13 protein-coding genes, 1 other RNA gene and 1 pseudogene are annotated in these 23,527 nt (G+C 64.5%); 9 read left to right on the forward strand and 6 right to left on the reverse strand.

All coding sequences use genetic code 11. From position 1 onward, the window contains the following. Positions 1–72 precede the first annotated feature (72 nt). The 6 genes from AMD14_RS06610 (at position 73) to AMD14_RS06635 (ending at position 9,051) form a co-directional block, all read left to right on the forward strand. Positions 73–1,665: an alpha/beta hydrolase family protein gene (locus AMD14_RS06610; RefSeq protein ID WP_040107737.1), complete on the forward strand. Its 1,593-nt coding sequence runs from the start codon at positions 73–75 to the stop codon at positions 1,663–1,665. A gap of 209 nt (positions 1,666–1,874) precedes the next feature. After that, positions 1,875–2,693 (forward strand): HDOD domain-containing protein, encoded by an 819-nt coding sequence (locus AMD14_RS06615; RefSeq protein ID WP_003490255.1) that lies wholly within the window; start codon positions 1,875–1,877, stop codon positions 2,691–2,693. 423 nt (positions 2,694–3,116) lie between these two features. Continuing rightward, positions 3,117–5,087, forward strand: coding sequence for an OPT family oligopeptide transporter (locus tag AMD14_RS06620; RefSeq protein WP_011050771.1), 1,971 nt, complete (start codon positions 3,117–3,119; stop codon positions 5,085–5,087). A 704-nt stretch (positions 5,088–5,791) separates the two neighbouring features. Then, positions 5,792–6,637: a transporter gene (locus AMD14_RS06625; RefSeq protein ID WP_003490261.1), complete on the forward strand. Its 846-nt coding sequence runs from the start codon at positions 5,792–5,794 to the stop codon at positions 6,635–6,637. A gap of 61 nt (positions 6,638–6,698) precedes the next feature. Next, a non-coding RNA gene (locus tag AMD14_RS22965) (sX9 sRNA) lies at positions 6,699–6,774 on the forward strand. A gap of 156 nt (positions 6,775–6,930) precedes the next feature. Next, on the forward strand, positions 6,931–9,051 hold the full coding sequence (locus AMD14_RS06635; protein ID WP_011050773.1) for a S9 family peptidase: 2,121 nt from the start codon (positions 6,931–6,933) through the stop codon (positions 9,049–9,051). A 242-nt stretch (positions 9,052–9,293) separates the two neighbouring features. Here AMD14_RS06635 and AMD14_RS06640 read toward each other — a convergent pair whose 3' ends face one another. Continuing rightward, a complete protein-coding gene (locus AMD14_RS06640; protein WP_015462949.1) occupies positions 9,294–9,701 on the reverse strand; it encodes a hypothetical protein in 408 nt (135 codons plus the stop codon). Positions 9,702–10,019: 318 nt separating this feature from the next. On the opposite strand from AMD14_RS06640, the gene AMD14_RS06645 reads away from it, so the two are divergent. From AMD14_RS06645 to xopP, 3 genes are all read left to right on the forward strand, one after another. Beyond that, entirely contained in the window at positions 10,020–10,481 is a 462-nt protein-coding gene (locus AMD14_RS06645; RefSeq protein WP_045714558.1) for a hypothetical protein, read from the forward strand. Between the two features lie 131 nt (positions 10,482–10,612). After that, positions 10,613–11,338: an AraC family transcriptional regulator gene (locus AMD14_RS06650; protein ID WP_005918445.1), complete on the forward strand. Its 726-nt coding sequence runs from the start codon at positions 10,613–10,615 to the stop codon at positions 11,336–11,338. Positions 11,339–12,052: 714 nt separating this feature from the next. Next, positions 12,053–14,197, forward strand: a complete 2,145-nt coding sequence (xopP, locus tag AMD14_RS06655; RefSeq protein WP_011050777.1) for a type III secretion system effector XopP — start codon at positions 12,053–12,055, stop codon at positions 14,195–14,197. Between the two features lie 98 nt (positions 14,198–14,295). On the opposite strand, the pseudogene AMD14_RS06660 reads toward xopP, so the two are convergent. The 5 genes and pseudogenes from AMD14_RS06660 to gcvP all read right to left on the reverse strand — a co-directional run. Continuing rightward, positions 14,296–15,145, reverse strand: a pseudogene (locus AMD14_RS06660) (hypothetical protein); the annotation flags it as partial. 332 nt (positions 15,146–15,477) lie between these two features. Next, entirely contained in the window at positions 15,478–17,589 is a 2,112-nt protein-coding gene (locus AMD14_RS06665; protein ID WP_011050779.1) for a catalase, read from the reverse strand. 202 nt (positions 17,590–17,791) lie between these two features. Beyond that, positions 17,792–18,646 (reverse strand): aldo/keto reductase, encoded by an 855-nt coding sequence (locus tag AMD14_RS06670; protein WP_011050780.1) that lies wholly within the window; start codon positions 18,644–18,646, stop codon positions 17,792–17,794. A gap of 55 nt (positions 18,647–18,701) precedes the next feature. Beyond that, complete coding sequence (locus AMD14_RS06675) at positions 18,702–20,336, reverse strand: carboxylesterase/lipase family protein (RefSeq protein ID WP_011050781.1); 1,635 nt, start codon at positions 20,334–20,336, stop codon at positions 18,702–18,704. A gap of 179 nt (positions 20,337–20,515) precedes the next feature. Further along, positions 20,516–23,458 (reverse strand): aminomethyl-transferring glycine dehydrogenase, encoded by a 2,943-nt coding sequence (gene gcvP, locus AMD14_RS06680; RefSeq protein ID WP_026006927.1) that lies wholly within the window; start codon positions 23,456–23,458, stop codon positions 20,516–20,518. Positions 23,459–23,527 lie beyond the last annotated feature (69 nt).

Genomic DNA, 23,527 nt, shown 5'->3' on the forward strand with positions numbered 1-23,527 from the left:
TACGGCCTGCTCGACAAGCCGCTGCCGACCGGCGAGCTGTATGCCATCAACGCCGATGGCACCGGAGCCGAGTTGCTGGTGGGCTACCGCGCACGCGGCACCGGCCTTGGCACCAACATCAAGGTCAAGAAGACCGAAGCGGTGGCCGCATTCCTGACCGATCCCTTGCCCGACGACGACCGCAGCGTGATCGTGGCGATCTGGCCGATGTCGGGACAGGATCCCTACACCCGCGCAGAAAAGCTCGACGTCACCACCGGCCGTCGCCTGCCGCTGGCGCGTGCGCCGATTCAGCGCGCCAGCTTCACCACCGACCATCATGGGCAGGTGCGCTTTGCGCAGGGGGCGGGCTCGGACAACGTGAGCAAGCTGTATTACCGCAAGGGCACAGGCGACGAATGGGCGCTGATCAACGACGAGCAAGTCAGTGGCCATGTCGAAACACCGCTGGGTTTTTCGCAGGACGAGCGCATTGCGTACTTGCGCGTGCAAAGCGCCGACGGCCCCGATGCGATCGTCGGCTGGGACATCCAGGCCAATCGCCGTGAGCAGGTATTGCGCGACGCGGTGGCCGACCCACTGGAGATCATCTACCGCAACGGCACCACCATCCCGGTTGGCGCCATCTTCATGGCCGACCGCCCCCGCACCCGCTTTTTCGACGAGCATGGTGGTGAAGCGCGGATGTATCACAGCCTGGAGGCGGCCTTCGCCGGCAACGCGGTGCGCGTGACCTCCAGCACCAAAGACGGTCGCTACGTGATGCTGGAAGCCTATTCGGGCAGCAACCCTGGCGACTTCTACGTGTTCGATACGCAACAGAACAAAGCCCAGCATGTGATCAGTCGGCGCGACTGGTTCGACCCCGAGCGCACGGCCACCGTGCAGCCGATTGCACTGCAGGCACGTGACGGGATGCCACTGCATGGGTATCTCACGCTGCCGCGCAGCGCGGGCGACAAACATCTGCCAATGGTGGTGATGCCCCATGGCGGTCCCTTCGAGATCTTCGACAGCTGGCAGTTCGACGACGATGCGCAGCTGCTGGCGCAAGCGGGTTATGCGGTGCTGCAGATCAATTTCCGTGGCTCGGGCAATTACGGGCGCCACTTCCAGCACGCCGGCGCGCGTCAGTGGGGCGGCACCATGCAGGACGATGTCACCGATGCAACGCGCTGGGCGATTGCCCAGGGGTATGCCGACGCACGCAAGATCTGCATCGTTGGCGCCAGTTACGGTGCGTACGCAGCCTTGATGGGTGCGGCCAAGGAATCGGGCCTGTATGCGTGCGCGGCCGGGTATGTGGGCGTCTACGACTTGCCGATGATGTTCACCAGCGGCGATATCCAGAAGCGCGGCTCCGGCGAGAACTATCTCAAGCAATGGTTGGGCGATCCGGCCACCCTGGCCGCACGTTCGCCGGTCAATCTCGCCAGGCAGATCAAGGTGCCGGTGTTTCTGGCCGCAGGGGGCGAGGACGAGCGCGCGCCCATCCAGCACAGCAAGCGAATGGAAGCGGCGTTGCGCCAGGCCGGCACGCCAGTGGAAACGCTGTACTTCGATACAGAAGGCCACGGCTTCTACACCGAGCCCCATCGACGCGCGTTCTACGCCCAGCTGCTGGCGTTTCTATCCAAATCGCTGGGTGGCGCCAAGGCCGACTGAGGGTCACCGAGACGGTCGCCTCGTCTAATTGTCGAGTTCGCTTGCTTCTGCGGTCAGTCGGGCCATGCGGGGAGGTAGTGCGCTGTACAGACCCAGCCAGAAGCCTGAGTGAATCATCCTGCCGTCGGTCATTGGCAGTAAGCCGGTCCGTGCTACACCATGCAGGTCCGCGCAGCCGCGCTGGCTTGTCTTTCACCCACGAGGCGATCATGAAGTTGGAGGCGTTGTTCGACCAGTTGCACACCTTGCCCACCGTGCCCAAGGTGGCGCAAGACCTGATCCGTCAATTCGACGATCCGCAGACCGATATCGATACGCTGGCGCACAGTATCGAGCGCGATCCGGTGATCGCCGCCAAAGTGTTGCGGCTGGCCAATTCGGCGCGCTTCCATGGCTTGCGCGATTCCACCAGCGTGGAAGACGCGGCCATGCGGCTGGGCTTCAACACCCTGCGCACGCTGGTGCTGGCGTCGGCGATGACTGGCGCGTTCCGGGCTGGCCCGGGCTTCGACCTCAAGGCCTTCTGGCGGCACAGTTTCGAAGTGGCCGGCATCTGCCGCCTGCTGGCGCGCCAGCAGGGGGTGGACCCGGAGACGGCCTTCACCTGCGGGATGATGCACAACATCGGCGAGCTCTTGATCCAGTCCGGTGCGCCGGAATACGCCAGCCGCATCAATCACGAAACCTCCTCTGCCGGTCATGCGGCCGAAGAAACCCTGCAACTGGGCTTCGGCTATCCGGAAGTCGGGGCCGAGCTGGCACGGCGCTGGCAGTTGCCGGTGGTGATCCAGGAAGCCATCGGGTATCAGGTCCGGCCTGCCGCGGCCCCGGACGGTGCGCGCATGCCATTGCTGGTGGCCCAGGCGGTACTGGTCTGCGATGCGCTGCATGCGCATGGCGGCGCCAACGCGGCGGCATTGGAAGCGATACGCAGCCCGCTGATGGACGGCGTGGATCTGGACGCGTTGTTCGCCGCGTTGCCGGAGGTCATCGAGGCAGATCGCGCCTTTGCCGAGTTGCTGCACTAACCCTGGGCAGGACGCTGCGTCATTCCCCGCGTAGCGGCGCATGCGCAGTCTGTTGCGCCTTGCGTCGCACGCGCGGTGTCGGGCCGCTGCATGCGGTGATCGCCGCGCCCCGGCGCAGATCCGGACAGGCATTGGCCCGATAACGCCCCCGCTGGGCGGCAGCTGGCGCCAGGTGACAGGCGCGGCGCACTTGTATCGACGTTGGCGTGAACGTGCTTCGAAACGTGCCCGCGTCCTCAAGAGCAACGCGCCGGATACCGCCGCGCTTGGCAGATTGCAACCCAGGCAGCAGCGCGTGCGTCGGGTCGCCCCGGTGAAGCCCACCCGCCACGGCGCGCGCACTGTCACGCCGCGCCGCAGCTGGACTCGCGTGGACGCAGGCGCTAGCGTGGTGCGGATTTTTTGCCTACAGGGGAATGCCCAATGAGCCACGACGCGCAGCCGCGCCAGCTCACCTTCCGTGCCGTCGCGCTGGCCATCGTGCTGGCGGTGGTGCTTTCGGCCGCCAATGCCTACCTCGGCCTGTTCGCCGGCCTGACCATCGCCACCGCCATCCCGGCAGCCGTCGTGTCGATGGGCGTGCTGCGCCTGTTGGGCGGTGGCACCATTCTGGAAAACAACATCGTCCAGACCGGTGCGTCGGCCGGCTCGTCGATCGCGGCCGGAGTGATCTTCACCATCCCCGCGCTGGTGATCATGGGCTATTGGCCGGACTTCAAGTACTGGTGGGTGCTCGGCATCGCCGGTATGGGCGGCCTGCTTGGCGTGTTGTTCTCGGTGCCGCTGCGGCGCTCGATGATCGTCGAAGATCCGCTGCCGTTCCCCGAAGGCAAGGCGGCGGCCGAAGTGCTCAAGGCCGGCGAAAATCCCGGCCCGGGCTTGAAGATCCTGGCCATCTCCGGCGCCATCGGTGCGCTGGTCAAGCTGGCTGCGGCCAGCGGCCTGCGCGTGATTCCCGACACCTGGGCGCAGGCTACCTACCTGGGCAGCAGCCGGCTGGTGGGCTATATCGGCACCAACCTGTCGCCGGCGCTGCTGGGCGTGGGCTACATCGTCGGGTTGAACGTGGGCATCGTGGTGCTGTCCGGCTCGATCCTGTCCTGGCACATCGCCATCCCGCTGTACCAGCAGTTCTTCATGGGCTCGGACCCGGCCCTGGCGCAGAGCCTGGTCGGTGCGTCGGCTGCCGATGCAGCGTTCGGCATCTGGGGCGCGAAGATTCGCTACCTCGGTGTCGGCGCCATGTTGATCGGTGGCGTGTGGACCTTGTTCTCGCTGCGTAAATCGCTGTTTTCCGGCGTCAAGAGCGGCTTTGCCGCTGCGCGCAAGAGTGGCGGCGGCGTGGTTGCAGAGACCGAGCGCGATCTGCCGATGAAGTGGATGCTGGTGGCGCTGGTGCTGTGCACGCTGCCGCTGCTGGGCCTGTATCAGGCCATCGTGCAGCAGTGGCATGTGTCGATCCCGATGACCATCATCATGATCGTGGCCGGCTTCCTGTTCGTATCGGTTTCGGGCTATCTGGCGGGTTTGATCGGTTCGTCCAACAACCCGGTGTCGGGCATCACCATCTCCACCATCCTGTTCGCTTCGGCGGTGCTGGTGTTGCTGCTCGGCAAGAGCGGCCTGGTGCCGGTGGGCATCGGCGCTGCGCCGCTGGGCGCAGTGGCCGCCATCATGATCGGTGCGGTGGTGTGCTGCGCGGCGGCGGTGGGCGGGGACAACCTGCAGGATCTCAAGGCCGGTTATCTGGTCGGTGCCACACCGTGGAAGCAGCAGCTGATGCTGGGTATCGGCGCGTTTTCGTGCGCATTGATCATGGCTCCCGTGCTGAACCTGCTGGCCCAGGCCTACGGCATCGGCCCAGCTACGCCACAGCATCCCAATTCGCTGGGCGCGCCGCAGGCGACGCTGATGGCCTCGGTGGCCAAGGGCCTGTTCGGCGGCCAGCTGCCGTGGAGCATGATCGCGATCGGTGCCGGCGTGGGTGCAGCCATCATCGCGTTGGACGAATGGTTGAAGGCCACCGGCAAGCGCTTTCGTGTACCGGTGCTGGCCGCGGCCATCGGTATCTATCTGCCGCTGGAATTGATGGTGCCGATCTTCCTCGGTGGTCTGATCGCGCATCTGGTGGAGCGCTTCCACAACATCCGTGCCGACGACGAAGACGGCCGTGACCGCGTGCATCGCCCGGGCGTGCTGTTTGCCGCCGGCCTGATCACCGGCGAGGCATTGATGGGCATCGCCATTGCGGTGCCGATCGTGCTGTCCAGCCGCGCCGACGTGCTGGCATTGCCGGCCGCGCTGCAGCTCAACCAGTGGGTCGGCCTGGCGATTCTGGCCCTGGTCGGCTGGCTGCTGTATCGCGTCGGCAAGCGCGGCGAACAGGTCGCCTGAGTGCGATGCCAGATGGCGCATGCGCCCAGCATGCGCCATCTGCAAGCCGCGCGTGGTTGTATGCGTGGCTGATCCATTGCAGGTGTGATGGATCGGGAATCAGCTGTCTGGGCCGCCGGTCTCTACCCGGCGAAGACATGCCAGCGCCGCAATGGCGCCAGGTCCTCCGTACGACGGAAGTTGATTCGCCGTTTCGATTGCATGGCTGCGACTGCGTCCGACGCACCGCATGCGAACCGTGCAGCATTACCGCATGCAGGGCATCTCTGCCTGCATAGCCATCGGCTACCGCCATCGACATTCAATGTCTTTGCGCCGGCTTTACGCCCTGCGCAGCTGCCAGGCATAGCGACTTTATGCCGCTGCTGCTTATCGTGCCGTCTCCCGCACAACGGTGCGCCATGAGTGCTGCATGCCTGGACTGATCCTGATCCCAACCACGCTGTAGAACGTGGCGCGCTCACGCTGTGCATGACGCCGCAAAGCCAGGCACGTGTCTGGCAGTGCAAGCCTGCGCACTTCTCGGCAGCAGGCGTATGCATCGCATCGTGACCGCACTGACGCCGCCCTGAAAAAAACCAGTTGCGGCGCCGCCGACCAAGCGCAGCGCCGCCATGCCGCGCGTCGTAACGCTTTACTCATCCCACTCTTCAACGCTGCACGGTCATGCGATCCGTGCCGCGCTTTGCCCTGGAATCACCGCAATGCCCACCATCACCTCGCGCTCGTCCACCCGCAAGACACCCGCATCGCTGCTCGCCGTCATCGTGACTGTAGCGCTGAGCAGCCTCGCAGTTCAGGCGCAGGCGCAAGACGCCACCGAAGCGGCGCTTTGCACCGATCGGCCGACCAAGGCCAATGCCACCTGCACCGTGCCGGCTGGCGCCTGGCAGCTGGAAACCGACATCGGCAATGACACGCGCGACAGCCAGCCCGGCACACGCACAGAAACAGCGTACTTCACCAATCCCACGCTCAAGTACGGCGTCAGCGACCGCATCGATCTGCAACTCAATTGGGCGCCGCAGCTGCAGGTCAAGACCACCGACCGCGCCACCGGCGCGCGCAGCAGCCTGAGCGGCGGCGGCGATCTCTATCTGCGCATGAAGGCGCGTGTGTACGAGAGCGGCACCGCCAGCGTGGCGCTGCTGCCGTTCGTCAAGGCACCCACCGCGCGCACCGGATTGGGCAACGACGAATGGGAGGGCGGCGTCGCATTGCCGATCAATTTTGCGCTGCCCAACAGCTTCTCGCTGACGTTCGGTCCGGAACTGGATTGGTTGGCCGACAGCGATGGCAGCGGCAAGCATGTCGCCATCGTCAACGTGATCAATCTGGCGCGCCCGCTGACACCGAAGGTGTCGATGGCGGTTGAGCTGTGGTCCTCGATCAACCGCGACCCTGCACGGACCGTCGAGCAGTACTCGGCCGATATTGCGGCGACGTATCTGCTCAACCCGCTATTGCAGCTGGACGTGGGTGCGAATTTCGGCCTCAACGACCGCACGCCCGACAGGCAGGTCTACGTAGGCCTGTCGCACCGCTTCTAGGAGCAGCTCACAAAACGACTGCGTAGCCGCCAGGCGGGCGCGGCCGGTGCTCGGAATCGGCATGTGCCACGCGTACGCCGCGGTTCCTGTGCGCCGTCCGCACCCGCCTGACGACTGCTCGCTACGTTTTGTTAGCCGCGCTAGAGCGCCCAGCCGCCCGTGCCGCGTGCAGGCGGCATGGGCCAGGCGCATGCGCGCGCGGCGCACCACGTCGTGCACGCATGACCTCCTGCCTTTGCGCGTGCGCCGCAGCAACGCCTACCATCGACGTTTTGCCGTTGCCGGAGAGCTCGATGAAGCTGCGTCACGCCGTATTGCCCCTGTGTCTGCTGGCTGCCCTGCCAAGCCTTGCCGCCGCGCGCGGTTTCGATGTGCGCGACATGGTGGCGCTGGACCGGGTGTCCTCGCCCACGCTCACGCCCGATGGCAGCAGCGTGCTGTTCGCCAAGCGCCAGGCCAAGACCGCCAATGGCAAGCCGGCCACCAGCCTGTGGGTGCGCAATCTGCGCACCCGCGATTTGTCGCCGCCCAAGCGGCTCACCCCGGAAGGATGGAACGTCAACAGCCCGGCGTTGTCGCCGGACGGCAAGACGGTGTACTTCCTCAGCAGCAAATCCGGTAGCCAGCAGCTCTACGCGCAGCCGATGGCCGGCGGCACCCCGCAGCAACTCACCGCATTTGCAGTAGACGTGGACAGCTACAAGCTCTCGCCGGGCGGCAAGCGCATCGCCTTCAGCGCGGGCGTGTTCCAGGACTGCGGCTCTGACCTGGGCTGCACCAAGAAGAAGCTGGGCGAGCGCAAGAATAACAAGGCCAGCGGCGTGATCTACGACCAGTTGTTCGTGCGTCATTGGGACACCTGGAACGATGGCCGCCGCAATACCTTGTTCGTCGCCGAGTTGCCTGCGGCCGGTGCCAAGGCAGTGGTCGGGGCGTCGGCGATCAGCGCCACGTTGGCCGGCGACGCGCCGTCCAAGCCGTTCGGTGGCAACGACGATTACACCTGGTCGCCGGATGGCAGCAGCGTGGTGGCCAGCGTGCGCATTCCGCAGCCGCATGGCCCGGAAGCAGGCAAGAACGCCAAGGCCAGCGGCAAGCCCACCGGTAACGACGAGCCGTGGCAGACCAACTTCGATCTGTACCGCCTGGATGCGACCGGCAAGTCCGCGCCGGTCAACCTGACCGCGGCCAACCCGGCCTGGGATGCCGGCCCGGTGTTCAGTACCGACGGCAAGACCCTGTACTACCGCGCCATGAAGCGCCCGGGTTTCGAGGCCGACCGCTTCGGCCTGATGGCGATGGATGTGGCCAGCGGCAAGACCCGCGAGATCGCGCCGAAGTGGGACCGCTCGGCCGGCGAAATCGTGCTGAGCGACGACGGCAGCAGCCTGTACACCAGTGCCGACGATCTCGGCGAGCATCCGCTGTTCAAGATCGATATCGCCAGCGGCGAGGCCGCCAAGCTGGTGGGCGAGGGCAGCGTGCACGCCCCGACGCTGGCCGGCAATACGCTGGCGTTTACGCGCAGCTCGCTCAAGAGTGGCGACCAGGTCTTCGTCAGCGACACGCAAGGCCAGGGCCTGCGTGCGATCAGCCAGAGCGCCGGCGAACTGCTGCCAGAGGTGCAGTTCGGCGACTACGAACAGTTCCAGTTCAAGGGCTGGAACAACGACACCGTGCATGGCTACGTGGTCAAGCCGTACAACTACCAGGAAGGCAAGACGTACCCGGTGGCGTTCCTCATCCACGGCGGCCCGCAGGGCAGCTTTGGCAATGGCTGGAGCAACCGTTGGAATCCGCAGACCTACGCCGGCCAGGGCTACGCGGTGGTCATGATCGACTTCCACGGCTCTACCGGCTACGGCCAGGAATTCACCGACGCCATCAGCCAGCATTGGGGCGACCGCCCGCTGGAGGATCTGCAAAAAGGCTGGGCCGCCGCGCAGAAGCAATACGGCTTCCTCAACGGCGACAAGGCCTGCGCATTGGGCGCCAGCTATGGCGGCTACATGGTCTATTGGATGGCCGGCAACTGGAATCAACCATGGAAGTGCCTGGTCGACCACGACGGCGTGTTCGACAACCGCACCATGGGCTACGCCACCGAGGAATTGTGGTTCAGCGAGTGGGAAAACGGCGGCACGCCGTGGCAGAACCCGGCCGGCTACGAGAAGTTCAACCCGGTGCTGCACGTAGACAACTGGAAGGTGCCGATGCTGGTCATCCACGGTCAGCAGGATTTCCGCATTCCGGTCGAACAAGGCCTGGCCGCCTTCACCGCGCTGCAGCGCAAGGGCATCGATTCCAAGTTCCTGTATTTCCCGGACGAGAACCACTGGGTGCTCAAGCCGGATAACAGCGTCTTGTGGCATGACACCGTCAACAGCTGGCTGAAGCAGCATATCGGTCAGTGACGGACGACCGACACGCCGCCAGGCGCGGCGTGTCGGTTGCTTGAGCGAATGCGTTCTCTGGGCGATGGGCGCTGTCGACGTCACCGTTTCGGCAAGCGAATCCTGACTGTTGCGCCTGAAGTGCTGGCGAGCCGATTGCGCGCACTGCCAGACGCACGCTGCCGGCACTCCACACCGGCATCTGCCGCGCGTGCGCTGCAGTTCTTCCTGGCAGTCCATGCCCGCCTGACACCTGCTCAGTGCTAGCCGCGCTTGGCCAGCTGGCCTTCCACGATGTCCAGAATCTCGGACACCGCAATCCCGAACGAGCCGGCACGCCCGGCGTCGAACGCGGCCTTCCACTCGGCATACCCGGGCAGATACGCCTGATTGGGCGTGCTGTCGCCGACGTGTTCGGCAGCGCTGCGCTCCAGCGTCTGTGCAATGACCGGAATGTGCGGCAGCGTGTCCAGCGTTCCGTTGGGCATTCCCGCATGACGCACCTGGACGTCGCTGATGGTCACGTGCAGGATCTGGCCACCCTGCGGATGCGTATCGATCTGGTTGATCAGCAGTAGCGGCGTTTCGGCGGCACTGCGCCCGCGGCAGCGCCACAGCTGCCCGACTGCATAGGTTGAAGACGTCGTGGTTGAAGAGCTGGCCATGGCCATCGGTGACTCCGCGGGCAAACCCCAATGATGCAGCTTGCTCGCGACGATGGCGACCGGGCAGGCGCTGGTCGCGCCGGTATCGATGCGTCTGCCGTTGGCTGCAACGATGGATGGCGGCGGCGAATGGTGATCTGCAGCGTTGTCAGTTCCAATGACGCGCGCTGGATGAGGACGCTTGAACTGGCCCGGTTGCAACGCCGCTGTCCAGATCACGGGCCAATGCATCCCAAATGCGATTGCCGCAGCGCATCACGGGCATGTCAAACTAGCGCATCTTCCTCTTCCCAGTTCCCTGCCAGGACCGCAAGGACCGTTTGCATGCGCACGTCGTTCCGCCCCGCATTGTGGGCAATCGCTCTGATCTGCAGTCCCGCGTTGGGCGCTGCGTCGCGGCCTGCCGTTGCGCCTGCGCGCGCGCCGGTGGTGCTGCCTGCGTCGTCCGAGCAAGGCGGCGACGCGAGCGTGCCATTGCCGGCCGTGCTGAAATCCGGCATGGGGTATCGCGCGTTTGCGCAGGCGGTGATGGAGCAAGGCTGGCAAGTGGTGGATCCCCTTGCGGCCGATAGCTGCATGGCCGCTGGCGACTGCGAGACCGAGTTCATTGCGCCCGGCGGCAGCGCGCGCCTGCGCGTGCAGGTAGGCTCACAGGCCGGTGCGGCGGTGGTGCAGAGCTGGCGTGCGCGACAGGTGCCGCTGGATCGAATCGGTAACCCGACCGCTGCGGCGGGAGATGCCAAGCCTGCACCGGCGGCAGTGGACGCAGGCAACAACTCGCGCTGAGTCCCCAGGCCGCAGGCAGATCGCGCATGCGGCGTATCATGGCGCGGCAGGGGCGGATTGTTTCGATCGCGCGCCTGGTTTGATGCGCCTTTCCCGGTCTCGAGCACCTTGCCCTGCATGAACCCTTTCGCATGAAGAGCATCGATCCTGCCGATCTTGAAGCGTTGTTCGATGCCGTGCCGGACGTGTTGTTCTTCGTCAAGGATCGCGAGGGCCGCTACACCCACGTCAACCAGACCATGCTGCGGCGGCTGGGGCTGAAGTCGCGCAAGGACCTGATCGGCAAGCGTGTGGCCGAGGTCTATCCCAGTGGCCTGGGCGCCAACTACGCCAATCAGGACGAGCAGGTGCTGGCCGGCGAGGTGATCGACAACCTGCTGGAGCTCCACCTGTTCGCCAACCGTGAGCCTGGCTGGTGCCTGACCTGCAAGCGGCCGTTGGTGGTGAACGGCAAGGTGCAGGGCATCATCGGCATCTCGCGCGATCTGGGCCCGCAGGATGGCCACGAATCGCAATACGAAAAGCTGCGACTTGCGCTGGCGTATCTCAACGCCAATTACGCGCAGAACGTCCGCATGCAGGCTCTGGTGGAGATCACCGGATTTTCCATGTCCAAGCTGCAACGCTCGTTCCGCAAGGTATTCCAGCTCACGCCGCAGCAAGTATTGGCCAAGCTGCGCCTGCAGATGGCGATGCATCTGCTGCACGGAAACAAGAGCCTCACCGAAATCGGCCACGCTTGCGGCTTCAGCGATCAAAGCGCCTTCGCGCGGCAATTCAAGCAAGCGGTGGGTATGACGCCGCGCGAATATCGTGCGTTGGCGAATGCGCAGCAGTTTTCGACCGAAACAGTGTAGAGGTCGGGGCGATCTCAACGTGCATGCGCACGACATGGGGTGCGCCTGAATTCTCTTGAACTGCCCGGTGAGGTGTTTTTCCAACAAGCGCCCTGTGGCGGGCCGATACCGCGTCGCGCGCCTTGCCCAGGCGGCTAGCCTGGGCCGCAGCGCACGCCTTGTCTCCACGCGCCACAGGACGCTTCGCACTCGTCTCACAGTCAAAGGGCGTCGGACGTGTTAGCGGGTCTTGATAGGAGCTCAAAGTAGTTGGAGATGCCTTGATCGCCTTGTCCGGTCCTTGAATAACGGCGTGCGCAGTCGAGTCGTCTTCGTATCAGTCACCAAGCATTCGCGCCGCATGCGAACGGCGCAGCATTCGGTGGTCTACTAAGGCGGCGATGTCACGCACATCGACATGAGTGGGTCGCGCTTCTTGCGTTGAAACGGCAATACGGAGTCGCTGCAGGTCATCCCGCAATTGCATGATGAAGAATGCAGGGTGCAGCGAGCAGTGAGTGACGCAGGCGCTGCAGCATGCAACACGATGAGGCAGGTGGCTCGAGCGCCATGGCACAGGTAACGCGGTTATTGCGTCACGCAGTGGCAACACGCATTGCTGCCGGCTAGCAAGGCTGGGGTGCCGCACCACCACGTTCCACGCACATTCCCGGGCGGGGGGACACTCGGACGCCGTGCGCGAGCAAATTGAATGGCGATATCGGAGGATGCACCGTGCCTAAGATTGAATCGACCAAGCAGGCCCCACCGGATCCCGCGCAATTGATTCAAACTGCACCGACACCATCGGGCTCGGGATCAGCCGCAAGCACGTCTGCCGACAGTGCGGCGCCCTCAGCGCAACTCGGCGGGCTTTCCATCAGGCCGCGGCGGCTGGGCCGGGCTTCCAGAGCCAATCTCCCAGCGGCATCCTCTACCAACGCACAGGACGTCATGGCGGCGCTCTTTGCCGCGCCGTCAGTTCCGCAAGGGCCAGATCCTTTCGAAGTATTGAGCAAGGCCTCGTCCAGGCTGAAACGCTTCAACGACCTGGCACAAAACATAGTGCCGACACAGCCAACGGATATCAGAGCCCTGGAAGCAAGACTCCGGTCCGGAACGTCTGCGATCGAATCCGCTCGACAGGCCTTGCAGGCGCTGGCCGAGTTGAGTATCCAAAAACGCATGCCGGTCGACAATATCGAAGAACACGAGAATTTCCTGGTGACGCATCTCGCCGTAGCCGCATGCCTGCACCACGACTCATGCAAGGAGATGATCGATCAGAAAGTGGCTACCGAATTGGGCCATGTGCGGACCCAAAGGGTCGAGATGGTGGTGTTTTCCCCTGAGGCCCTCCGTCTGCAGCAACCGGAACCATGGCTTGCGTTACGCGGGCATCTTCTGAATGCCCTTGCCGCGATGGAGGACGTTTGCCAGCGCATCAAATCGCCGATGACGCGTCAGGGGCCGCGCGACTCGCTCAAGGTCAATCTTCCGGTCGTCAGGGCGATGATGGGATCGTGCCATGAACGGATGCAGACCGTCCGCGGAATGCTCGTCGAAATACATTCAAGGAGACTTGCCGATGAGGCCTGCAATTGCGGCCTGCCCCAGGTGCTTGACGGTCTGAGGGAGCTCGAAGAAGTCGAGGATCTTGGCCACGCTGAGGTGGGTGAAGCGCTCAGGCATGTGATCCAGGTCCATATCGAACGCCTGTCCTCAACCGAGCACTCACTGACGCCGCAGATGCTGTCCATGTACAAGCAAGTGCTTGTCGAATACGCCGAGCTGCGTGGCCGAGCGGCGACGCAGCTGTGTATGGATGCCGCCGCGCTCATCGAGGACGGGGGGCGTGCCACAGATCATCTATGGCCAACGATGCTCGATCTTGCCCAGGCACTTGCCGACCAACGCCAGGCAATTCTTGACGTGTGTGATTTCGCCATCCAGGACAGGCAGCTGATTGGCGCAGCAGCGGCTACGCCCGAGCAAGCACCGGCGTCGAGCACACCAAGCGTGCCGACAACGACAACGACAGCAGGCAAATCGAGCAGGTCACACAAGGCAGGCACGCGTACGCCTGATGCTTCCAGCTCGGCGGCAGCGCCCGCCGCGCGGCGGGTCATCGATGAGCGCAGCGCAGCGCAAAAGCAGGCCGACGAGATACTGAGAGGCACGCGCTTGGAGTCGTTGCCAGTGGCAGAACTCGGGGGCGATTTCATCGCGCTCGCCAAGCGCCTCGGCAAGGACACCACCGACGTAGAGCGCCTGATCGGCGACTCCAGGCATGACGCGGCGACGGCCTTCGATTTTGCCAGGACCTGCATGCAGGGCTGGTTCGGATCGAGTGAGCGTCTGCTGCAGCTCAAAAGCAAGCTCCGTGCAGGAGACGGGCGCATCGAACAACTCGATACGCGGCTGCGGCTTCTCCAGAGGATCGAGGATGCTTTCGAACGGCGCGAAGCCGATGCGCTCAAGACCGATCCGCAGCCACGGGCGCCGCATCTGGAGCGCCTGTTGGCGATGAATGGAGTGGCACGCGTCACGGCGCCGAAGCGCCTTCGCTCGGAGGGCGACCGTGGCAGGCTATTCGAGGTGCGTATCGAGCACGCGCCGCAGTCAAATGGAGACATTCCCGCGCCCTGGTTCGTCCACGTACATACCGAAAAACCGGTAACCCCCGCCAGGCTGCGCGCGCTCCATTACAAGGACTTGGCCGCCGTCCACCTGAAGACGGCCAGGGAAGTCAACCTGGGCGCACGCTGGGAGGAGATGATGCGCGCCCTCGGAAATACCGAGGCCAAGGTGCACCGGGCAACCATCGGCTCCAAGCTGCTTGGCCAGCTTTGGGCGGCTGGCTCTGGCGGGCAACAATAATCACGACGCTCGGTCGGTCCTTACCAAGGAAGGAGATCGCCGGAATACATGCCCTCAGCGCACGGATCACTCAATGTGAGTGGCCAGTTGCAGCAGGCCTTTTCCCGGTTGTAGCGAAAGCCGGTCCCATCATGCTGAGGACCTTGTAGCGTGCATCTTCTCCGGGAATGACCAGCATATTGTCAGGGCCCAGATCAGACGCTTCGCTCAGGGCCAGCCTGGCCAGCAGCCAGGCGAACAGCCCGTCCAGACCGCTGTTGCGCAGCGTATCGATCAATGCCTGTTTGCCCGAACGAAGATTGACCGGATCGTTCATTCGCGCAGCGCGTGGTCTGCGGTCAGTTCATTTACCTGCGCATCGCTGCCGGCGGCAGCTCTTTTAACACGGACAGCGGCCTGCTTGGCCTGCGCAAGCGAAACGTCAGGCGGCAGAAACGCCTTGGTCAGGAATGTATCCAGCGGCTCTGCATCATGAAGGCGTCGCGAGGCGATCAAGACGTGTTGGGCAGTGCCAGCAGTGATGAGTCCGGAATGTTTTGCCGCGAAAGATGGTGGCCCTGCAGCGCATTGACCAAGTCCTGTGCGGCCGCGACGTTGATGACGTCAAATAAGGCAGGGATACCAAGCGGGTTGCGTAATCGAGGATCAGCGGCAACCAGATTGTCGTGAATCTCGCAGACAGCGTCGATGTCCAACGCACCCGTCTTCGCTTTTCCGTCAATGTCGTCCCTGTTTCGGTATCGAGAAAGGCATGGAAGGCCAGTGTCAGCCATTGTTGCGTGGCCTCTTGTCCATGGTGCCTTCAAGCAGCCTGGCTGCCGAGCCGACGATGTAGCCCAAGCGCTTGTTGGCCTCCGCGCCTTGCCCCTTCGCGCAACATTCCACTGCTTGCCCCAGCAGGCTTCGCGATATTCCGGTTTTGACAAGATGCTCCTGGCCATAGAGCATCCCGACCATGCCGACATCGCTGCCTCCCAACGTCGCCTTGGAGCGCGAAAAGACAACAGCGCTTCCGGACAGGCTCATCGCAGATAAACGTCGCTCACGTCAGGGTGCTATCGCGGCTTGGTGACGAACATTGCTTAGATGCGCATGCTGCTTGCGCGATCGAAGCGGTGGCTAAAGCGAAACAGCTGACCCCTGCCGTGGAAATGGGGGGCGTAACCCACCGCTACCGCGCAAACGCGCGGTAGCGGCGAAAACCGGGTTGCGTGGTGCCGCCAGCGCGGATGTGGCTCCCCTCGGTTTTCAACCGGGTGATCGGGCCTTCCCTAGGGCGGCTACGCCAGCATGCGCACCTTCGGCTCGCGTGCCCACTGGCGGGTTTTTGCTGCGGCAATGAATGCCTTGGTATCGGCGGCGGGAACGACGCCCGCATCCTTGCCGACGTTGCCGGCCTTCAACAACAACTGCGCACCTTCGTCGAACGCGATGGCCTTCAGATGCGCCCAGGCAAAACTCACGAAATCCAGCGCCGCCGATTCGCGTGTCAGCAGCTTGGCCGCTTCCGAGGACAGCAGCACCGCCACCGCGTCGAACACCACCGAGGGCGTCCCCGCCAGCTGCCCGTCGGCGGCCAACTGCTTGCCGTCGTTGAGCTTGGCGCCGCCGAGCTTGGGCGCAACGATCTTGACCGTCGCGCCCGCAGCTTCGGCCGCCTTGCGTACGGCCTTGATCGCCGCTGCGTCCGAGCCGTCGTGAATCAGGATGCCCACCGTGCGCCCTTTCAAGGTGTCCTTCATCTTGCCGATGACCTGCAAGGCAGGCGAGAGCGGCATGTCGATCGGCGCCACGGCAGCCGGCGGTGCTGGCGGCAGGGCGGTCATGCCCATGCCATCGGCCACACGTTGCGCCAGCTCCTGGTCGATATGGCGTAAATGACCCACGATGGCCTCGCGCACATGGGCGGTTTCCACCTTCGACAGTTCGAACACCAATGCCGAGGCGATGTGCGCCTGTTCCGGTGCGGTCTGGCTACGGAAGAACAGGCGCGCCTGGCTGTAATGATCGGCAAAGCTCTCTGCACGCACACGGCCCTTGGCGCCTTCTTCGGCCGGGGTTGCGTGGCTGGGGAAGCCACGCAGCGCTTCGCGCGGCGCATCGGCCTGCAGCGAGCTGGGCTCATAAGCGACGCGGCCCTTCGGCACACCCATCTGCATGTGGCCGTCGCGCTGGTTGTTGGCGAACGGGCACTTGGGTGCATTGATCGGAATCTGGTGGAAATTGGGCCCGCCCAGGCGGCTCAGTTGCGTGTCCAGATACGAGAACAACCGACCTTGCAGCAGCGGGTCGTTGCTGAAGTCGATGCCGGGCACGATATTGGCCGGGCAGTAGGCAACCTGTTCGGTTTCGGCGAAGAAATTGTCCGGCCAGCGGTCGAGCACCATGCGGCCGACGATCTGCAACGGTATCAACTCTTCCGGAATGACCTTGGTCGAGTCGAGATGATCGAAGGGGAAGGTTTCTGCCTGCGCTTCGGTGAACAGCTGCACGCCCAGTTCCCACTCCGGAAAGTCGCCTCTCTGGATCGCTTCGAACAGATCGCGACGGTGAAAGTCTTGATCGGCACCGGCGATCTTGACCGCCTCGTCCCAGATGGTCGATTGCAGGCCTAGCTTGGGACGCCAATGGAATTTGACGAAGGTGCTCTCGCCTTTCTCATTGAGGAAACGGAAGCTATGAATACCGAACCCTTCGATCGTGCGCAGCGAACGCGGAATGGTGCGGTCGCTCATCGCCCACATGATCATGTGCATCGATTCGGGCGTCAGCGAGATGAAATCCCAGAACGTGTCATGCGCACTGGCGGCCTGCGGGAAACCGCGATCCGGCTCCATCTTCACCGCATGAATCAGGTCCGGGAACTTCATCGCATCCTGGATGAAGAACACCGGGATGTTGTTGCCGACCAGATCCCAGTTGCCTTCCTTGGTGTAGAACTTCACCGCGAACCCGCGCACATCGCGCGGCGTATCCACCGAGCCGGCGCCGCCTGCGACAGTGGAAAAACGGGTGAATAACGGGGTTTTTTCGCCAACCTCGGTAAAGATCTTGGCGGTGGTGTACTGGCTCAGCGACTTGGTCAGCTCGAAATAGCCGTGCGCGGCACTGCCGCGCGCATGCACGATGCGCTCGGGGATGCGCTCATGATCGAAGTGGGTGATCTTTTCCCGCAGGATGAAATCTTCCAGCAACGTCGGGCCACGCGGCGTTGCGCGCAGCGAATTCTGGTTGTCGCCAACCGGAATGCCCTGGTTGGTAGTCAGTTGCGGATGCGTACCGCCGGCCTTCTGGTGCAACTCATCGCCAGTACCGCGCGACACATCGGGCGTGGCGCTTGCAGCAGGTGAGACGGCGGGAACCTGCGCGGATTTACTGGGGGACTTGGCCATGGGGACTCCACTGTAGGCGGGCTTGGGATGCGGGCTGATCAATAAAGCCTGGGAGTGGCGCTGTTAATTGCATGTGTCTGTATGCGAACGAATACTCACATGCGCAGCGAACATTGCACCATGTCGCAGTTGGATGTTGCATCGGTCACGCGTTGCACATAGCCATGCACTCGCGAGGCAGCGAACGCGACCATTGCGCCATTTACAGCAGATCCAAGGGCTGTTTGCGCGTAGGCGGCGCGAACGCACGATCGATTTCGGCAAGATCGTCTGCGTGCAATTGCAGCGTGCAGGCAGCGGCATTGGCACGCACATGCGCCGGCGTTCCGGATTCGGGAATGGCGATGACATTGCCGCTGCGGATGGCCCACGCAAGCGCCACCGCAGTGGCCGCAACGCCACGACGCTGGCCGATGGCGTGCAAGACCGGATGATCCAGCAACGCGCGGCTGCCAAGCGGCGAATACGCCATCACGGCTACCTCGTGCGCGGCGCACCAGGGCAGCAGGTCGAATTCGATGCCGCGGCTGCCAGCGTGGTACAGCACCTGGTTGACCAGGCAATGCGGGCCGCCATCGATTGCCCAGAGCTCCTCCATGTCATCGACGTCGAAGTTAGACACGCCCCAATCGCGGATCTTGCCGGCATCGCGTAGCGCTTCGAACGCGTCCACCACTTCGGCCAGATCGCTGCCGCCACGCCAGTGCAACAGGTACAGGTCCAATGTGCGCACTCCCAGCCGTTGCAGGCTGGCTTCGCAGGCACGCGCAATCCCGCGCGCGCTGGCATTGCTGGGCAACACCTTGGACACCACGTAGGGCGGTTGCGTGCGGCCGATGGCCTGGCTGATCAATTGCTCCGAGCGGCCATTGCCATACATCTCGGCGGTGTCGATCAGCTGCATGCCCAATTGCTGCCCGAGTTGCAGCGCTTGGATTTCCTGCTCGGGCGCATGCCGGCCCTGGCCCAGGTTCCAGGAGCCCAGACCCAACGCGGGCACGCGACGCCCGTTGCGCAGGCGCACCTGCGCGCAGGAAGGGGAAGACGATTCGGACATGACGGGTTCCTGCCGCGTTGGAATGAGGGTGATGACCGTTACATCGGTGGCCTTGTCACTGCGACGATGGCTGCACCGATGTTGTCGCAGTGTCTGCATGCGCATCCCAGAACGCACAACGATGACGCTGCACGAAGTCGGGCGTTGCGCCGATCCTCTGCGGCGACAGCGTCAGCGGCGTGTCGCCGTCAAAAAGCGACCACGGCGGCCGCCCGCCGCCGTTGGGGTCGCCAGTGCGTGCGAACGCACCCCAGTAATCCTGCAGCGTATTGGCGAACGCCTGCTGCGCCGGACTGAACTGCGGCTTGCCACTGAGCACCCACGGGCGCTGAAACAGATATACCAGTTCAGAGGCATGGAAAGCGCCCAATGCAGGCGAAAACGGCAGGCGTAACAGACCGTACGGCGCGTGCGGGTCGTCGAACTCGTAGGCATACACCGGCGCATGCGTGCGCAAGGCCCGTCCCAGCCGGCGTGTGGGGCAGGCGAAGCCACCATCGGTCACGATGTCGGCGAACGCCTCCCAGCGCGATTGTGCGGCAACGGCTGCGTATTGCCTCAGGACCGGGGCAGGCGAGGCATGCATGCGTTGCACGCGCGCTTCATAACCGCTGCGCAGGTTGAGCTTGCCGATATAGGACAGCAATTGCGCAAACAGACGTCCTTCGTCGCGATTGGTGCCCATCAGTACCGGCACCTGCACATGCCGGCCGCTGGCGATTGCAGCGGCCGGTGGCAGCGGCAACGCCTGGCCACCGGACATCGGCGCCCACGCATCGCTGCCGGTCAGTCCGCGGCGTTGTGGTGCTGCATCGGCCAGCGTGTCGGCCGGCAGTGCGCGCAGGCATGCGGCCGCATCGGGCGCGTGCGCGCAGCCCAGGCTTTGTGCCATACGCACGCCGCCACTTTCTGCCTCGCGCTGCGGCACGCTGGAATCGCTCGCCAGGCAGCTGCCGCTTTGCAGGATGGCGCGTTGAAACAACCCCGCCGCGCCGGGCGAAGCGAGCTGATAACAGATGCTCCACGCACCGGCCGATTCGCCGAACACGGTGACGTTGTGCGCATCGCCGCCGAACGCGGCGATATTGCGTTGCACCCAGCGCAAGGCCGCCTGCTGGTCGAGCAATGCATAGGCGCCTTCGCCTTCGCCACGCAGGCCTGGATGCGCGTAGAAACCGAATACGCCCAGCCGATAGTTGGGCGCCACCACAATCACATCCTGGCGCGCAGCCAACGCGCTCAGGTCGTAGTCGACATTGCTGCCCAGTTCCAGCGCGCCGCCATAGATCCACACCATCACCGCGCGTGGATGCGCCGGTGCGGGGCCGGGCGGTGCGTAGACATTCAGCGTGAGGCAATCTTCGGACACGTGCTTCTGCCCGACGCGATAGCGCGGCAGACAAGCCGGGCCGGCCTGGGTGGCATCGCGGACCTGCGTCCACGCGGCTGGCGGTTGCGGTGCGCGAAAGCGCAGTTCACCCACGGGCGGCGCTGCGAACGGCACCCCCAGGAATGCCCGACCCTGTGCACTGGCCACACCGCGCACCGGGCCGGCCGTTGTCTGCACCACCTCGGCACGCGCATCAGGCGCGTGCACCAGCGCCGGCACCTCGCCGGGACGGCGCGGTGCGCAGCCAACCAGCAGGCAGGCTGCCACCAGAAAAGCACCAAGGGAGTTCAGTTCACGCATGCGCCAGGGTCTGCTGTGGGATGAAAGCGTCCGTCATCATCCCGATGGCACGTGTAGGCCAGGAAAACGGCCGGCCAGTGCGCTGGGGTGTGCATCGCGCATTGGCATCCACACCCGGCGCAACAAAAAACCCAGCCGTGTTACCGGCTGGGTTTCGTTAACCGTCGCGGGGGCGGCGATCAGGCCTCGGCGTCTTCCTTGTACGCATCCACCGGGATGCAGGCGCACATCACGTTCTTGTCGCCGTAGACGTTGTCCACGCGTGCCACCGGCGGCCAGTACTTCTGCTGCTTGAGGCTGGGCAGCGGGAACGCGGCCAGCTCGCGCGGGTAGGCATGCGTCCACTCGCTGGCCGACACCTGCGTTGCGGTATGCGGCGCGTGCTTGAGCGGGTTGTCTTCGCGGTCCAGGCGGCCGTCTTCGATGGCGCGGATCTCCTCGCGGATCTGGATCATCGCGTCGATGAAGCGGTCCAGTTCGTGCTGCGATTCGCTTTCGGTCGGTTCCACCATCAGCGTGCCGGCGACCGGGAAGCTCAACGTCGGTGCATGGAAGCCGAAGTCGATCAGCCGCTTGGCGATGTCTTCGGCGCCGATGCCGCTGGTCTTCTCCAGCGGGCGCACGTCGAGGATGCACTCGTGCGCGACCAGGCCATTGCGGCCGGTGTACAGCGTCTTGTAGTGCGGCGCCAGGCGCTTGGCGATGTAGTTGGCGTTGAGCAAGGCCACTTGCGTGGCCTTGCGCAGGCCGGCGCTGCCCATCATGGTCACGTACATCCAGCTGATCGGCAGGATCGAGGCAGAACCGTAGGCCGCGGCGCTGACCATGCCGCCGATGCGCGAGGAGTGTCCATTCCCGCTTTCGGAGTTGAATCCGCCGCCATGGATGGCGGCAGTTTGACCTTCGCCGGCATGGATGCCGGCACGAGGCAGGTACGGCGCCAGGTGCGACTTCACCGCGCACGGGCCCACGCCCGGGCCGCCACCGCCGTGCGGAATGCAGAAGGTCTTGTGCAGGTTGAGGTGCGACACGTCCGAGCCCCACTTGCCGGGCTTGGCGACGCCGACCAGGGCATTCATGTTGGCGCCGTCGGTATAGACCTGGCCGCCATGCGCATGCACCGCTTCGCAGATCGCCACCACGTCTTCTTCGAACACGCCGTGGGTGGACGGGTAGGTGATCATCAGCGCCGCCAGGCGGTCGGAATATTTTTCCGCCTTGGCGCGGATGTCATCCACGTCCACATTGCCGTTGGCATCGCACTTGGTCACCACCACGGTCATGCCGCACATCTGCGCCGAAGCCGGGTTGGTGCCGTGCGCCGATTCGGGAATCAGGCAGATATCGCGATGCGCTTGCCCGCGCGAACGGTGATAGGCGCGGATCGCCAGCAGGCCGGCGTATTCGCCTTGCGCGCCAGAATTGGGTTGCAGGCTCACCGCATCGTAGCCGGTGCATTCGACCAGCATCGCTTCGAGTTCGTCGATCAACTGCGCGTAGCCGGCGGACTGCTCGGCCGGAGCGAGCGGATGGATGGCGCCGAATTCCGGCCAGGTCACCGGGATCATCTCGGCGGTGGCGTTGAGCTTCATGGTGCAGCTGCCCAGCGGGATCATGGTGCGATCCATCGCCAGGTCCTTGTCGGCCAGCGAGCGCATGTAGCGCAGCAGTTCGTGCTCGCTGTGGTGGGTGTTGAAGACCGGGTGGGTCAGGAACGGGGTGGTGCGCAGCAGGCCTTGCGGCAGCGCATCGGCCGTGGCCGCATCCAGCGCGTCCACATCGGCCGTGGCACCGAACAGCTGCGCCAGCGCAACCACATCGGCGCGCGTGGTGGTTTCGTCCAGGCTGATGCCCACCGCCTCGCTGTCGATGGCGCGCAGGTTGATGCCAGCCGCGCGCGCACGGGCGTGGATGGCATCGGCATCGATCGCCTTGACGTGCAAGGTGTCGAAGAAGCGATCGCCGACGGAAACGCCAGCGCTGCGCAGTGCGGCCGCCAGGATCGCCGCCAGACGATGGGTGCGGCGCGCGATGCGCACCAGGCCGTCGGGGCCGTGGTAGACCGCATACATCGACGCCATCACCGCCAGCAGCACCTGCGCGGTGCAGATGTTGGAGGTGGCCTTTTCGCGGCGGATATGTTGCTCGCGGGTCTGCAGGGTCAAGCGATACGCCGGGTTGCCGGCGGCATCGATCGACACGCCGATCAAACGGCCGGGCATCGAGCGCTTGTAGGCATCGCGGCACGCCATGAACGCTGCATGCGGGCCGCCAAAGCCGAACGGCACGCCGAAGCGCTGCGAGTTGCCGACCACGATGTCCGCGCCCCATTCGCCCGGAGCGGCGATCAGGGTCAGCGCCAGCAGATCGGTGGCCACCGCGACCAGGCCGCCTTGCGCGTGCACGGCATCGGCCAGTGCAGCGTGATCGCCGATATGACCGAAGCTGTCCGGGTACTGCAGCAGCACCCCGAAGCACTCGGCCTGCAGCGCTTCTTCCGGCGTGCCGACACGCAGCACGATGTCCAGCGGCTCGGCGCGCGTGCGCAGCAGTTCCAGCGTCTGGGGATGCACTGCGTCGTGCACGAAGAACGTGTTGGACTTGGACTTGGCCGAGCGCTTGGCCAGGGTCATCGCCTCGGCCGCGGCGGTGGCTTCGTCCAGCAGCGAGGCGTTGGCGATCTGCATGCCGGTGAGGTCGGCGCACAGGGTCTGGAAGTTGATCAGCGCTTCCATGCGGCCTTGCGAAATCTCAGCCTGGTATGGCGTGTAGGCGGTGTACCAGGCGGGGTTTTCCAGGATGTTGCGCAGGATGACCTTCGGCGTGTGGGTGCCGTAATAGCCCTGGCCGATAAAATTACGCTGCACCTGATTCTTGCTGGCGATGGCGCGGATCTTGGCCAGCGCTTCTTCTTCGGTGATCGCCTCGGGCAGCGCCAGCGGCGCCGGCGACTTGATGTTGCCCGGCACGATGGCATCGGTCAGCGCATCCAGCGAAGCATGGCCGACCACGTCCAGCATCTGGGCGATTTCCGCGTCGTTGGGGCCGATATGGCGCTCGACGAACGCGCTGTGGTGTTCGAGGTCGCGCAGGGAAGACGGGGTCTGGGACATGGCGGGCATCCGGGGTAGGGGCAGACGAATGGTCGACCCGCACCACGGCCGGTATGACGCGCATGCGCGCACCACGAC

Source organism: Xanthomonas citri pv. citri, from assembly GCF_000961215.1.
Lineage (GTDB): Bacteria > Pseudomonadota > Gammaproteobacteria > Xanthomonadales > Xanthomonadaceae > Xanthomonas > Xanthomonas cissicola.

Excerpts from the sequence above, each read along its gene's own strand:
- AMD14_RS06625 (WP_003490261.1), top strand. The coding sequence starts at position 5,792 with ATGCCCACCATCACCTCGCGCTCGTCCACCCGCAAGACACCCGCATCG.
- AMD14_RS06675 (WP_011050781.1), bottom strand. The coding sequence starts at position 20,336 with ATGCGTGAACTGAACTCCCTTGGTGCTTTTCTGGTGGCAGCCTGCCTG.
- AMD14_RS06645 (WP_045714558.1), top strand. The coding sequence starts at position 10,020 with ATGCGCACGTCGTTCCGCCCCGCATTGTGGGCAATCGCTCTGATCTGC.
- gcvP (WP_026006927.1), bottom strand. The coding sequence starts at position 23,458 with ATGCCCGCCATGTCCCAGACCCCGTCTTCCCTGCGCGACCTCGAACAC.
- AMD14_RS06665 (WP_011050779.1), bottom strand. The coding sequence starts at position 17,589 with ATGGCCAAGTCCCCCAGTAAATCCGCGCAGGTTCCCGCCGTCTCACCT.
- AMD14_RS06615 (WP_003490255.1), top strand. The coding sequence starts at position 1,875 with ATGAAGTTGGAGGCGTTGTTCGACCAGTTGCACACCTTGCCCACCGTG.
- AMD14_RS06635 (WP_011050773.1), top strand. The coding sequence starts at position 6,931 with ATGAAGCTGCGTCACGCCGTATTGCCCCTGTGTCTGCTGGCTGCCCTG.
- AMD14_RS06640 (WP_015462949.1), bottom strand. The coding sequence starts at position 9,701 with ATGGCCATGGCCAGCTCTTCAACCACGACGTCTTCAACCTATGCAGTC.
- AMD14_RS06670 (WP_011050780.1), bottom strand. The coding sequence starts at position 18,646 with ATGTCCGAATCGTCTTCCCCTTCCTGCGCGCAGGTGCGCCTGCGCAAC.
- AMD14_RS06650 (WP_005918445.1), top strand. The coding sequence starts at position 10,613 with ATGAAGAGCATCGATCCTGCCGATCTTGAAGCGTTGTTCGATGCCGTG.
- AMD14_RS06620 (WP_011050771.1), top strand. The coding sequence starts at position 3,117 with ATGAGCCACGACGCGCAGCCGCGCCAGCTCACCTTCCGTGCCGTCGCG.